General features: G+C 37.2%; 11 protein-coding genes. 5 read left to right on the top strand and 6 right to left on the bottom strand.

Annotated features, from left to right (window positions below):
* Window positions 1-59 precede the first annotated feature (59 nt).
* Together KFE94_09455 and KFE94_09450 are read right to left on the bottom strand one after the other, a co-directional pair.
* On the bottom strand, window positions 60-1,739 hold the full coding sequence (locus tag KFE94_09455; protein ID UTW64909.1) for a TlpA family protein disulfide reductase: 1,680 nt from the start codon (window positions 1,737-1,739) through the stop codon (window positions 60-62).
* A 10-nt stretch (window positions 1,740-1,749) separates the two neighbouring features.
* Window positions 1,750-2,478, bottom strand: a complete 729-nt coding sequence (locus tag KFE94_09450; GenBank protein ID UTW64908.1) for a Bax inhibitor-1/YccA family protein — start codon at window positions 2,476-2,478, stop codon at window positions 1,750-1,752.
* Between the two features lie 150 nt (window positions 2,479-2,628).
* On the opposite strand from KFE94_09450, the gene KFE94_09445 reads away from it, so the two are divergent.
* Genes KFE94_09445 through KFE94_09435 form a run of 3 tightly spaced genes read left to right on the top strand, consistent with a single transcriptional unit; the run spans window position 2,629 to window position 4,714 of the window.
* On the top strand, window positions 2,629-3,903 hold the full coding sequence (locus tag KFE94_09445) for an aspartate kinase (protein ID UTW64907.1): 1,275 nt from the start codon (window positions 2,629-2,631) through the stop codon (window positions 3,901-3,903).
* Between the two features lie 29 nt (window positions 3,904-3,932).
* Window positions 3,933-4,385 carry a D-tyrosyl-tRNA(Tyr) deacylase gene (dtd, locus tag KFE94_09440; protein UTW64906.1) on the top strand — a complete coding sequence of 151 codons (453 nt, stop codon included), beginning with the start codon at window positions 3,933-3,935 and terminating at the stop codon, window positions 4,383-4,385.
* A complete protein-coding gene (locus tag KFE94_09435) occupies window positions 4,385-4,714 on the top strand; it encodes a nucleotide pyrophosphohydrolase (protein UTW64905.1) in 330 nt (109 codons plus the stop codon). Before dtd ends, KFE94_09435 begins: the two co-directional genes overlap by 1 nt.
* A 2-nt stretch (window positions 4,715-4,716) precedes the next feature.
* Here KFE94_09435 and KFE94_09430 read toward each other — a convergent pair whose 3' ends face one another.
* The 3 genes from KFE94_09430 to KFE94_09420 all read right to left on the bottom strand — a co-directional run bounded on the left by KFE94_09430 (window position 4,717) and on the right by KFE94_09420 (window position 7,511).
* Complete coding sequence (locus KFE94_09430; GenBank protein UTW64904.1) at window positions 4,717-5,685, bottom strand: threonylcarbamoyl-AMP synthase; 969 nt, start codon at window positions 5,683-5,685, stop codon at window positions 4,717-4,719.
* 78 nt (window positions 5,686-5,763) lie between these two features.
* On the bottom strand, window positions 5,764-6,807 hold the full coding sequence (locus KFE94_09425; protein ID UTW64903.1) for a sensor histidine kinase: 1,044 nt from the start codon (window positions 6,805-6,807) through the stop codon (window positions 5,764-5,766).
* 38 nt (window positions 6,808-6,845) lie between these two features.
* Window positions 6,846-7,511, bottom strand: a complete 666-nt coding sequence (locus KFE94_09420; GenBank protein UTW64902.1) for a response regulator transcription factor — start codon at window positions 7,509-7,511, stop codon at window positions 6,846-6,848.
* Window positions 7,512-7,729: 218 nt separating this feature from the next.
* Here KFE94_09420 and KFE94_09415 point away from each other — a divergent pair, with 218 nt between their 5' ends.
* Together KFE94_09415 and KFE94_09410 are read left to right on the top strand one after the other, a co-directional pair.
* The gene (locus KFE94_09415; protein ID UTW64901.1) at window positions 7,730-10,597 is read left to right on the top strand and encodes a carboxypeptidase-like regulatory domain-containing protein; all 2,868 of its coding nucleotides are present in this window, start codon (window positions 7,730-7,732) and stop codon (window positions 10,595-10,597) included.
* Between the two features lie 255 nt (window positions 10,598-10,852).
* Window positions 10,853-12,127, top strand: coding sequence for a hypothetical protein (locus KFE94_09410; GenBank protein UTW64900.1), 1,275 nt, complete (start codon window positions 10,853-10,855; stop codon window positions 12,125-12,127).
* 152 nt (window positions 12,128-12,279) lie between these two features.
* Here the strand turns inward: KFE94_09410 and KFE94_09405 are convergent, their stop codons facing one another.
* Window positions 12,280-13,668: a dipeptidase gene (locus KFE94_09405; GenBank protein ID UTW64899.1), complete on the bottom strand. Its 1,389-nt coding sequence runs from the start codon at window positions 13,666-13,668 to the stop codon at window positions 12,280-12,282.
* Between the last annotated feature and the right edge of the window lie 84 nt (window positions 13,669-13,752).

Raw genomic sequence — 13,752 nt, 5'->3', positions numbered from 1 at the left:
ACCTACTTTGTACTCCGAAGAATTACAAAATCCAGACATTCTTCAGTAAGAAAGTACAACTATTTAGAAGTCAATAACTTTTCTAACAACGTCTCTGTTTCCTGCGTATATTTCTCATAATATTCGCCAGTTCCAGGGCCATAAAAGCCTGTATGAATTTTCACCACATTACCATTTCTATCCAAAACAATAGATGTTGGATATGATAAGATCTCTGTCAACATTGGTAATGCTTTACCAGATTCTCGAGGCGTTCCTGCAATCAACATTTTATACGGTACATTTAAACCAGATATTGCTTTCGATAGACTTTTCTTTGCTTCTTTAAATTCATTACTACGCTCAAACGACAATCCAATAATTTCCAATCCCTGATCATGGTACTTGTCATACAATTCCACAAAATATCTGGTCTCATCCATACAATTCGGACACCATGAACCTAAAATTTGGATAATTACCACTTTGTTTTGATAGCGCTCATCTGACAAAGAAGTCGGATTATTATTTAAATCCGGAAATGTGAAATTGATTTTATTCTCATCTCCTTTTAAAGATGTCATCGAATTTGGATCCGTCAATTCAAATTGATCATTCTTTTTTGCAGTCCAGGTATTCGTATAATGTGTTCCTGAATAGAAATGTCCATTCGTAATTTCATCTCCATTCATCTTACCCATAAATAAGAATAAATGAGAACCATCAAACGTACTTAATGAAAAACTATCTCCTACGATCTTACCTTGCAAGAAACGATAATCACCGGTCTCTGTCGCAAATGTTCCAATCAAATCATTTCCTAAACGATCAAATAATCCTATAGCCGCATATGCGTCTTCACCTTCTCCGAAATGTACTTCCCATTTACCTCCAAGATTAGCATAATCCTCTGTGGGGTCGTAATTCAATCGATGACTTACCGAAAGTTTAGAAGCTTCAAATGGAATGATATAATCTAAACCTTTATCTAAATTGTGAAAAGTTCCTTTAATCACATTTTCTTCTTTCTCAAACCTCAAATACGACTGGAATATTGGCATTTCCGCATAATATCCACTATCCGTTGGAATGGCCTTCACTGCAATAGTTTCCTTACCCTGATAAAACAGCAATTCTAATGAACTAGAAGTCGTTCTTAAATCAAAATTTACTGGAACTGATTGCGTCCCTATATTAAAAAACATCCTCCATGGCTGGTTCTTTCCGTCAAATTCTGACTCCAAAAAGAACTGTTCATTATCCATGTAATTTAAATCCTGCTCATTTTCTATGACATATCCATATTGAGGCATATAAGTTAACTGCTCACTCATTCGATAAGCATCGGATTCCTTATCTACAAGAATAGAAGCGCCAATGCACACATCATCTTTATAACGATACACTGCCCAACGTGTAGTTTGTTTAGGATCGTTCGCTACCCAAACAACATCCTTCCATCCTGAAAGTGGACTCTCCAAAATGGTCCTGGAATATTTCTCTACGACTCCTGGTCTATTGAAATCCGCATCTACAAAAGGTTTAAGCTCTACGGCCCAATTCGGACTCTTGCTTTGCTTTTTCTCAACAGCATCAGAACGCCATACCTTTTTAGACATTCCCATTTTAATAGAATCTAAACGTACCCATTCCCGGTTAAAATCTAATGTTCCTTCTTTTCTTACGGTTGTTTTTTGCTCCTCGCTTTGACAAGAAAACAAAACCAGAGACATTGAAATGCCTGCAATAATTTTATTCAATCTCATCGGATTAATCGCGTAAACGTGATAACAATCTTAAAAGCTCAATATAAAGCCATACCAATGTTACCATCAATCCAAAAGCACCATACCATTCCATGGCTTTTGGCGCTCTTGCAGCTGCAGCTTTTTCAATAAAATCGAAATCTATCAGTAGATTAAATGCTGCTACACCAACAATAAGTAAATTAATTCCGATTGCGGTCATTGAGGTATCCTGCATCGTGAAAAACGCAGCTCCGAAAAAACTCATGATAAAATTGATCAAATACATTAAGAAAATTGCGCCCGTTGCCGCTACAATTCCCATTTTCAATTTTTCTGTCACTTTGATAATTCCGGAAGAGTATAAAAATAGCATTAGGAACAATACTCCAATGGTTAACGTAATCGCTTGCATCACAATCCCTCCAAAACCTTCACCACCTGCATATAAATAAGAAATCCCTCCTAAAAACAATCCTTCCAATACGGCATAAATAGGAGCGGATATGGGTGCAGCCATTGGCTTAAAAGCTGTTACTAAAGCCGCAATTAAACCGCCAATAGCACCAATCATTACCCATAAACTTCCCGGATTCATCCATGACCACATGGCACTGGCTAAAACCAAAATCGTTAACACAAACGTTTTCTGAACCGTTCCGTTTACGGTCATTACCTCTGTACTATGAATAGTAGAAGACGCTTTATCAAATGCCTTCGTATTTAATATCGGATTCGATGATTCTTTAATCATAATTCTAATTTTAAAACACAAAAATCGTCAAAATGTTCTAAACCCTAAATTTTGGTGAAATTTAAAAAATGTTAATCCGCATTTTAGAGAATCCTTTAATCGATTTTTAAGTCAGACTTAGAATGTTATTATTGCACTAAATTATTGAATATGCGCGTTTTTAAATTTGGTGGGGCTTCGGTAAAGGATGCAGACGCAATTCGTAATGTCACCACCATTCTTAACAAATTTATTGGAGAACCATTGGTTGTTGTTATTTCTGCCATGGGTAAATCTACCAATGCACTGGAAGCTATCCATAGATCTATTATTGAAAATGATGGTGAATTAGATCAGCATATTCAAAAATTTAAGGATTTCCATGATATAATTATTGATGAATTATTTCAATTAGATCGTCCATGGTTAAAAAAACACGTATCCAATCTTTTTGAAGAAATTATACCTTATCAGACGGAAGCATTTGAAGGTAACTCGGATGAACTCTATGACAAATTGGTTTCGATTGGAGAGCTTACCAGTACATTAATCATTGACAATCACCTTAAATGTAGCGGTCTCAACTCGATTTGGGTAGATGCACGTACAATCATCAAAACAGATAGCAATTTTAAAGAGGGTCGTATTAACTGGGAACAAACGGAGCGTTTGGTCAATACACAATTGGCTCCAAATGTATCTGAAACAAGTATCGTAGTTACTCAAGGTTTTATCGCTTCCGATAACCAAAGTAGAACCACTACACTAGGAAGAGAAGGTTCAGATTATTCTGCAGCCATTTTAGCTTATTGTTTGGATGCCGATGAAATGTTTATTTGGAAGGATGTTCCTGGAGTGTTAAACGCTGATCCAAGAAAATTCCAGGATGCCGTAAAACTGGATGAAGTTTCATTCCACGAAGCAATTGAATTGGCTTACTATGGAGCTTCTGTCATCCATCCCAGAACCATCCAACCTCTACAACGAAAAAACATCCGCATGTATGTAAAATCGTTCGTAGACCCTGATGCTACTGGAACCTTGATTAGTCAAAATGCAGTAACCAATACAGAGATTCCTTCTTACATCACGCAAAATGGTCAATGGTTAATTACCATCGCCACACGAGATTTTTCATTTATTGTAGAAGAGCACTTAAGCCATATTTTCGAATGTTTTGCACGTCATAAAGTGAAGATCGATATCATGCAAAACTCAGCAGTTTATTTTACGGCCGCAGTTCATAATAAAGAATGGCGTTTGTTAGAATTGATCAAAGATTTACAACAATCTTATGAGGTCAAATACAATAGCGATGTAGAACTTATTACCATTAGACATTACAACGAGGAGATCATCGATCAACTTAAAAATGATCGAATCGTATTTATGGAACAAAAAACACGTCAAACATATCGTGTTCTTTTAGGAAACCCATCTGTATAACATACTTTTGACTTTCTAAAAATTCATCTGTGCGAAGCGTTATCCAAAGAGTCACTGAAGCCAAGGTATCCATCAAAGGCAAAAAGATTGGAGCTATACAACAAGGATATGTTGTCCTTCTGGGTGTTGAAGACGCAGATACCATTGAGGATGTGAAATGGCTCGCTTCTAAAATCTATAAACTTCGATTGTTTAGTGATGAAGATGGTAAAATGAACCTCAACATTAGAGATGTAAAAGGAAACATTTTAGTGATCAGTCAATTTACACTTCACGCAAAAACAAAAAAAGGCAACCGTCCTTCTTACATCAAAGCGGGGCGTCCAGAACATGCCAATAAACTTTACGAAGATTTTATCGATGAATTATTTAATCTTCTGGATCAACCAATTCAATCAGGTGAGTTTGGAGGCGACATGCAAATTTCTATGACCAATGATGGACCGGTTACCATCATTATCGATACCAAAAACAAAGAATAATGGCAGGAATGAAAGAACTACAGGAGCAAGTAGATGAATGGATAAAAACCGTGGGGGTTAGATACTTTAACGAATTAACCAATATGGCACAACTAACCGAAGAGGTTGGCGAGGTGGCGAGAATCATTGCGCGTAGATATGGAGAACAAAGTGAAAAAGAATCTGACAAACAAAAAGACCTGGGAGAAGAACTTGCTGACGTAATTTTTGTGGCGATTTGTCTGGCCAATCAAACAGGTGTTGATTTGGAAACAGCTTTCCAGAATAAAATGAAACTAAAGACCGAAAGAGATAAGGATCGTCATAAAAACAATCCGAAGTTACAATAAGACTAATCTTCTTTATTATGGGAAGCGCGTAACAATCTATCGTTAATCGCCTTCCCAAGACCTTCATCCGGAACTTTTTCTGTAAGAATAAACTCTACTGCACGAGAATCCAATTTGCGAAGTGCTCCAAATAGGTTTTTTGCCGCTTCTTTAATATCTCCCTTTGGAGAAAGCGCAACCTGCTTTGTAATGTTTAAATTCTTGAAAGTTCTTTTGTAAGACAACACACCAACTCTGGCACGTGGAAACTTTCTTAAATTATGATCAATATTTCCTATAATGATCTTTTTACCTGGATTATAGTGACTGGACAACATCCCCGGAGCATTTGGCTTATCACTTGAAATTCTGATTTCATCCACTGGTTTTCCCAATGTTTTTTCAATCTCTTCTAAAGTCAAACCACCCAATCTTAAAACCTCTACACGATCATCAATACAACTCACAATCGTAGACTCAATCCCCACGGAACATGGTCCACCATCCAGAATGTAATCTACCTTATGTCCTAACTGTGTATTTACATGAAATGCGATGGTTGGACTGGTATATCCAAACGGATTGGCACTTGGTGCCGCCAATGGGAAATCTAATGATTTTAATAACTCTAAAGCCAATGGATGTTTTGGAACACGGATTCCAACAGTATCCATCCCAGAAGTTACGGCTAACGGTACTTTCTCACTTTTCTTTAAAACCAAAGTCAATGGACCCGGCCAGAAAGCTTTTGCTAATTTTTTTGCAGATTCAGGGATTTCTTCAACCAATTCATCTGCAGCGGATAAGCTTGGCACATGAACGATCAACGGATCAAAAGATGGTCGCTCTTTTGCTTCGAAAATTTTGATTACACTTTCTTCTTTTAATGCATTTGCGGCTAAACCATAAACCGTCTCAGTTGGAATTGCAACTAACCCATCGTTAATTAAAAATTCCTTTGCTACTTCTAAATCCTTTCCTAAAGCTGCCATGGGCTGCAAATATAGGTCTTTCGGAATATTTAGAGCATTGTTAAGCCCATTTAATGACGTCCATATGAGAATCCTATTCTAAGCTTTTGCAAGTGTAAATGAAAACACCGAGCCTTCTCCAATGGCGCTTCGTACATTAATAGTTTGCTGATGTGCATCTATAATATGTCTTACAATAGCCAACCCTAATCCTGTACCACCTGAGTGTCGCGCTCTGGATTTGTCTACTCTATAAAAACGTTCGAAAAGCCTTGGGATATTTTCTTCCGCAATACCAATCCCATTATCCTCAATCTCCACCAGAATATTATCGGCCATATCATAGAAACGAATCTTGATCCACCCTTTGTCTTTCCCATATCTGATGGCATTTACGATCAGGTTGGTAAACACCTGGGAAATTTTCTCCTTATCGGCCATTACTTTCAATGGCTTATCGGAATTGGCTACAGTGATTTCAATTTCTTTTTCTGATGCACGGTCCTCTTGATAATCTACCAGCTCATTGGCCAAATCCACCAAATCAAACTCCTCCATTTCCAAAGGATCTTCGCCTGCTTCCAAACGCGTAATCTTATCCAAATCGTTAATCAAATAAATTAAACGATCCAGATTCTTATCTGCGCGCGCTAAATATTTGGTATTGATCTTTGGGTCTTCCAGTCCACCCTCTATCAAGGTCAACAAATATCCTTGCATATTAAATGCCGGAGTTCTTAACTCATGCGCCAGATTCCCAATAAATTCCTTTCTGTATTTGGCCTGTTCTTTTAGCTGACGAATTTCATTCTTACTTTCCTTCTCCCATTGTAAAACATCTTTGTTTACATCTCCAATAATATCCGTTTCATAATCCATCGCTTCCTGCGGATATTTATTGGTTTTCAATTTGGAAATCGTTTTATAGATCAATTTAATTCTTCTATAAACAAAGAACTCAATATTGTATTTGATCAAACGCCATATTGCATAAAAAACAACTCCCATTACTGCTGTAAATACAACAATAGGCTTCCACCCATGCGTATAATACAATACCAATGGTAGCAAGGTTAACGTAAGAACTACATATATGTATACTGAAATCTTACGCGCAATATCGTGCGGTGATTCTTCTTTCATAGATCACATTAAGGTAGGCAATATAACGATAAATTGGGCTAGGCACTAAATTTATAGCCTACTCCTTTTACCGTTTTAATATAATCACTACCCAATTTTTCTCTTAACTTACGGATATGAACATCAATGGTTCTATCTCCAACAACAACTTCTTCTCCCCAAACGGTCGACAAGATTACTTCACGTGTAAATACCTTACCAGATTTAGACATCAGCAAGGCTAATAATTCGAATTCTTTACGTGGTAAAGAGATTCTTTCTCCATCACGTGTAACTTCATAACGTTCTCTATCGATTTTTAACCCTTCGTTTTCCTGTGCATTGTTATCTACATCACTTGATCTTCTTAACAAAGCCTTAATACGACTCACCAAAACTCTTGGCTTTACAGGCTTTAAGATGTAATCATCTCCACCCGCATCAAAACCAGCGATTTGAGAGTAATCTTCCCCTCTCGCAGTTAAGAAAGCAATACGTGTATTTTTAACTGAATCTATTTCACGCAATTTAGTACAGGTCTCCACGCCATCCATTTCCGGCATCATCATATCTAAAAGAATCAGATCCGGCACAATCTCTTCAGCTTTCTTTAAAGCCTCAATTCCATCAGCGGCAGTAGAAACATCAAAACCCTCTTTTTCAAGATTATACTCTATAAATTCTAAAATATCCGGGTCATCATCTACTAAAAGTATCTTATTCATCTTCGTAAATCTTATGTAAAAATTGTAAAGTCAAAATTAGACTAATCACTAGGAACACCAAGTAAGAAAATAATTCACCACAAAACGGTTTCACAAACTTAATACTAGCTTAACATAAAGCCGAATTAGTTAACTCAACCTTAAGATTGAATTAAGCGCAAAGTATCATTATAGAAGTTCTTTTGCGCCACATTATCGTACGTATAATATATACAGAAATGAAAAATATCGGATTATTTCTATTAGGGATTATTTTTACGTTTAGCGCCTGGGCGCAGACGGGAACAATTAAAGGGCTAGTTACTGAATCTATTGACGGTAAACAGGAGCCCGTACCATTCGCCAATGTGTTTTTATTAGGCACAACGAGTGGGGGGACTACAGACTTTGATGGTAAATTTCAAATCAATGCTCCTGTAGGAACACATCGCGTGACGGTTAGTTTCACCGGATACGAAACAGACACCACTGAAGTTACTGTTGCTGAAGGTGGGACTTATGAATTAAACTTTCAGATTCAACAAAAATCTTTCTCTTTAAAATCGGTTCAGGTAATTGCTAAAGCAAACCGTGAGTCAGAAAGTGCTTTGATGATGGAAAGGCAAGATGCGGAAGCTTTAGAAGAAAAAATTGGCGCACAAGAGTTATCTAAAAAAGGTGCTGGTGATGTTCAGGAAGGTTTAGCAAAAATGTCGGGTGTATCACAGGTAGGAGCCGGAAGTATTTTGGTTCGTGGATTGGGAGACCGTTATAACAATGCATACTTAAATGGCATTCCATTACCAAGTCCTGATCCGGATAAAAAGGTGATTCCTTTGGATATCATCCCTACATCTGTTGTTCAGAGTTTAACTGTGGCAAAAACGTTTACTCCAAATCAATTTGGTGACGTTTCCGGAGCATCTATTAACATCAACACTAAAGATTATCCTGAGGATAAAACTTTCAACGTATATGGTGGTCTTGGGATGAACACACAAACTACCGGAAAAACATTTATGACTTATGATGGTGGTAAATTAGATTATTTCGGATTTGATGATGGTACACGTGCAGTTCCTTCTGAGTTGAATCCACAATGGAACAAACTGGACAATCCTCCAAAGGAATTATACAACAGTAACGATGCGGGTAAAAACCCATCTTATCCTGGAATTCCATTCAAAAAGAACTTCAACCCATCATTTATCAATGCTCCTATCAATTCTAAATTCGGATTTAACTTAGGTAACTTCTATGGGAATGATGACAATAGTAAAGGTCTTGGTTTCTTAGTTTTAACAAGCTTTGAAAACAAAAACAACAACGTAAGCGGTATTCACCGTGTGGTAAATGCACAAGATGCAAGAATCATTGACTATACCTATGATGCAAGTATCCAATCTACAAGCATGTCATCATTAGGATCTTTGTACTATCGTTTCAACAGTAACAACAACATTAAGTTCAACACCATGTTTGTGAACTTATCTAGAGATGTTGTTAGAGAAACTGATGGTTATCACTGGGATTACGACAACCTTGGAGATATCTTCACAAGAAGATACACCTGGGTTCAAAACAAATTATGGACCAACCAAATCTTAGGTTCTCATAAATTAAAAGATGAGAAATTAACGATTAACTGGAATGCAGCTTACCAAATCACCGGTTCAAAGGAACCAGACAGAAGACAATTAATTTGGACACATGATCCAGGGGCTCCAAGAGATGAGTACCAATTCTTCACAGATAATATTGCGGATCAACACCGTTACTACATGTATCTGGATGAGCGTGAAATCAACTTTGCAGTTAATGGTAAATACGTTCTTCAAGAAGATTCAACAGGAAAAGCAAAAATGACTGTTTCTGGTGGATACCAGGGAAGATTAAAAACCAGAACTCAGGATTTTAAGTTCTATTCTCATAACTTAAAAGGAATCAATCAAGCGAATGGATTTGAATCTGTAGATGCGAACAATCCTGATTACTATATTAATGATGCGAATCACGAACAAGGTTTCTTCTGGCAAAGAGAAGAGTCAAGACCAGAGTCTGCAACCGAAGGTACTGTAAATATCCACTCCGGATATGCTTCATTGGATTACCATTTTAATGAAAGATGGTATGCTTTAGCAGGTGCTCGTGTGGAGAAAAGTTACCAGGAAATTCGTTACAGAAATCAATCAAGTCCTTTAGAGCCTCAATTCGTAGAAAGTGAAGTAATTGATACATTAAGTATCTTACCAATGGCCTCTTTAAAGTATACGCCAAATAAGAAATCTTCGGTAAGATTCGTAGCTTCTCAAACGATTACCAGACCAAACTTTAAAGAAATGGCTCCTTTCCAGTATCGTGAGTTCTTTGGGGGTAAAGTAAGACAAGGTAACCCATTACTTCAAAACTCAAGTAACACCAACTTGGACTTAAGATTTGAACGCTATCCAAACTCTGGAGATTTATACTCTGTAACCGTTTTTGGTAGAATGATCGATAAACCAATCGAGCAAGTTACTATTGGTTCTGCATCTGGTATCCTTTTAACATACCAAAATGCAAAATCAGCACAAGCATATGGTATTGAATTTGAGTTCATCAAAAAGTTCAGAAACTTTGTTTCAGATTCATCTCCATTGAGAAACTTAGCTTTCGGAGCAAACTTCTCATACATTTATTCAAAAGTTGAAATTGATACCAACAACACCACTGGTGGTAGCGTAACAATTAACAATCCAAACAGACAGTTAGAAGGCGCATCACCAATTCTTGCCAATGCGGATTTAACTTACGAAAAAAGATATACTGAGAAATACAAAGTATCCATCACAGCTTCTTATAACTTCTTCAGTAGAAGATTATATGCGGTAGGTAGACAAAATATTGGTGATTCTTACGAAAGAGCAATCAACACTTTGAATTTAACCTGGAAGAATGATTTTGGTGATCACTGGCAATTCAATATCTCAGCCAGCAATTTACTAAATCCAGAAATTCAAGTTGAGCAAGAATCTACACAGGGAAATGCACCTACAATCGTGAGCTCTTACAAAAGAGGAATCACAGTAGGTGGTACTTTAGTATATAAAATCTTCACTAACAACTAAGTTTAATATTTATTTCAAAAAAGCCGAAACATTGAATGTTTCGGCTTTTTTGTTTTACACCCTTTATTCTGCACATTTACAGTATTATTAATAACCCTTCATTTAAACCAAAATTTTAATTCTAAACATTCACTTAACATATCCCTGTATTAATTAATTATTCGTTAATACTGACTTAAGCCCAAAACAACACGAGTTGAACAGATTTGCAGCAAAGAATTAAACAAAACGAATTTTATTATTAAAACTTCAAAAATGAAAAAGATTACAAAATCATTCGGTCTTTTGTCTCTAGCAATATTGGCTGGCTTATCTTCTTGTAAAAAAGATAGCGACCCGGAACCAGCATCAAAAACTTACTTTATTACTGACGAAGTAGTTGACGGTGTTACTTACAAAAAAATCCAAGGTAAATTTAACGAAAACTATACTTTAACTGCTGATGAAAACTGGATGCTTTCAGGTGGTGTTTTCGTAAACTCTGGAAGAACTTTAACTATCGAAGCTGGAACTACAGTAAAAGCTGCTGACGATGGTGCTACTGCATTTTTATCTATTGCTCAAGGTGGTAAATTAATGGCTGAAGGAACAGCTGCAAAACCAATTCGTTTTACAACTGTAAAATCTACTCCTGCTCCTGGCGACTGGGGTGGTATTATCGTTAACGGTTACGGAAAAATTAACGTAGCTGGTGGAACTGCTGAAGGTGAAGGTGGAACTGGAACTTACGGTGGTGATAACAATGCGGATAACTCAGGTGTTATGAAATATATCGTTGTTGAATACGCTGGTCGTATCTTAGGTACTGATAACGAATTGAACGGATTCTCATTCAACGCTGTTGGTTCAGAAACTCAAGTTTCTTACTTACAAGCTTATAGAGGTGCTGATGATGGATTCGAATTCTTCGGTGGTGCTGTAAACGTTCGTCACTGTATTTCTACTGGAAACCATGATGATTCTTTCGACTGGACTCAAGGATGGGTTGGAAACGCTCAATTCTTAGTTGTAAACCAGGGTACTGATAAAGGTGATAGAGGTTTCGAATGTGATAACAACGGTGATGATAACGCTGCTACTCCATTCTCTAACCCAACTATCTCTAACGTAACTGTATTGATGGCTGACGATGGCGATGGCAAAAACACTGGATTCCGTTTAAGAGCTGGTACTAAAGGTAAAATCTATAACGCAATCGTTGTTGAGGCTACAAAATATGGTGTTAGAGTTTCTGACGAAGATCCTTCTACTCAAACTGGTGATAACATGGCTGATGGTTCATTATTAGTAACTTCTTCTATCAGTGCTCCAGTTGACATGACTAAAGCCTGGAAAGATTGTGATAAATTCAAAAACGATGCTAAAAACAGTGTTACTGACGCTTCTTTCTTAAATGGATACGTTGGAACTTACACTGGTTCTGAAAGCACTGACCCATCTTCTTTAGGATCTTGGTTCAACGCTGCTAACTACATTGGTGCTGTACAATCTTCTGATGATTGGACAAGCGGATGGACTACTGCTCTTTAATAAGAGTTTAAACAGAACTATATATCCCTAAATATATAGACTCCGATATAACAGGATACAATTAAGTTTGTATCCTGTTTTTCTTTTTCAGGAAGGCATAAAAAAAGCTCAAGGAAAACCTTGAGCTTTTTTCGTTTTAATATCATCCTAAATTATTTCTTCATCTCAGTAAAATGCTTGTAGAAATGTGGAATAGTCTCAATTCCTTTGTAGAAATTAAATAATCCATAGTGCTCATTTGGTGAGTGAATTGCATCTGAATCCAAACCAAAACCAAACAAAATAGTTTTCATTCCAAGCTCTTGTTCAAATAAAGATACAATTGGAATAGAACCACCTGAACGTACAGGAATCGGTTTCTTACCAAAAGCATCTTCCATCGCTTTACTTGCCGCTTGATATGCGATTGAATCCGTTGGAGACACATAAGGTTGTCCCCCATGGAATGCTGTTACGTTTACTTTTACACTCTCAGGTGCAATACTTTCAAAGTGCGTCTTAAATAGCTCTGTAATCTCATCAGGATCCTGATCCGGAACTAAACGCATAGAAATCTTCGCATATGCTTTTGATGCAATTACTGTTTTTGCACCTTCTCCGGTATAACCTCCCCAAATTCCATTCACGTCTAGTGTTGGACGAATTGAAGCTCTTTCCATCGTAGAGTAGCCTGCTTCTCCTTCGATATCTCCCAAATCCAATGCCGCTTTATAATCTTCCACATTGAATGGTGCTTTGGCCATATCCGCACGTTCTTCATCACTTAACTCCACCACTTTATCGTAGAAACCAGGAATGGTAATATGCTTATTCTCATCTTGCAATGATGCAATCATTCTATTCAAGACATTAATTGGATTGGCTACAGCTCCTCCATACAATCCGGAATGCAAATCTCTGTTTGGTCCGGTCACTTCAACCTCAACGTAACTTAAACCTCTTAATCCAGTGGTAATTGAAGGCATATCATTTCCCAACATTCCCGTATCAGAAATCAAAATCACATCGCCAGCTAGTTTTTCACGATTCGCTTTTACCCAGCCTCCTAAACTGGTGGAACCTACTTCTTCCTCTCCTTCAATCATAAACTTCACATTACATGGAAGTTCATTTGATTTATTCATAGCCTCAAATGCTTTTACATGCATAAACATTTGACCTTTGTCATCACAGGCTCCTCTCGCAAAAATAGCTCCCTCAGGATGAATTTCCGTCTTCTTCACCACAGGTTCAAATGCCGGAGAATCCCACAAATCTAATGGATCGGCAGGCTGCACATCATAGTGTCCATAAACGACCACAGTTGGCAAACTCGGATCAATGATTTTCTCACCATAAACCACTGGGTTTCCTGGGGTTTCACATATTTCGGCAACATCTACCCCAGCATCCAATAAAGATTGCTTCACAACCTCTGCTGTTTTTAACATATCTTCCTTATGATCAGGGTTTGCGCTTATTGAAGGGATACGCAACAGATCAAACAACTCATCTAAGAATTTCGTCTTATTCTCTGCGATAAAACTCTGTGTATTATTCATATATATATTTTATTACATTTGTGAGGCAACCAATTGCCTTGAAAAGCGTTTTCAGGGCAGCCAAATTACACAATTTTTGGCTCT

The sequence above is a fragment of the bacterium SCSIO 12643 genome, assembly GCA_024398135.1.
Taxonomy (GTDB): domain Bacteria; phylum Bacteroidota; class Bacteroidia; order Flavobacteriales_G; family Salibacteraceae; genus CAJXZP01.
The sequence above is the reverse complement of the archived record's forward strand: the minus strand, read 5'-3'. Positions and strand labels throughout refer to the sequence as shown.

Coding starts and splice junctions, on each gene's coding strand:
- KFE94_09450 (UTW64908.1), bottom strand. CDS start 2,478: ATGATTAAAGAATCATCGAATCCGATATTAAATACGAAGGCATTTGAT.
- KFE94_09445 (UTW64907.1), top strand. CDS start 2,629: ATGCGCGTTTTTAAATTTGGTGGGGCTTCGGTAAAGGATGCAGACGCA.
- KFE94_09435 (UTW64905.1), top strand. CDS start 4,385: ATGGCAGGAATGAAAGAACTACAGGAGCAAGTAGATGAATGGATAAAA.
- KFE94_09430 (UTW64904.1), bottom strand. CDS start 5,685: ATGGCAGCTTTAGGAAAGGATTTAGAAGTAGCAAAGGAATTTTTAATT.
- KFE94_09425 (UTW64903.1), bottom strand. CDS start 6,807: ATGAAAGAAGAATCACCGCACGATATTGCGCGTAAGATTTCAGTATAC.
- KFE94_09420 (UTW64902.1), bottom strand. CDS start 7,511: ATGAATAAGATACTTTTAGTAGATGATGACCCGGATATTTTAGAATTT.
- KFE94_09415 (UTW64901.1), top strand. CDS start 7,730: ATGAAAAATATCGGATTATTTCTATTAGGGATTATTTTTACGTTTAGC.
- KFE94_09410 (UTW64900.1), top strand. CDS start 10,853: ATGAAAAAGATTACAAAATCATTCGGTCTTTTGTCTCTAGCAATATTG.
- KFE94_09405 (UTW64899.1), bottom strand. CDS start 13,668: ATGAATAATACACAGAGTTTTATCGCAGAGAATAAGACGAAATTCTTA.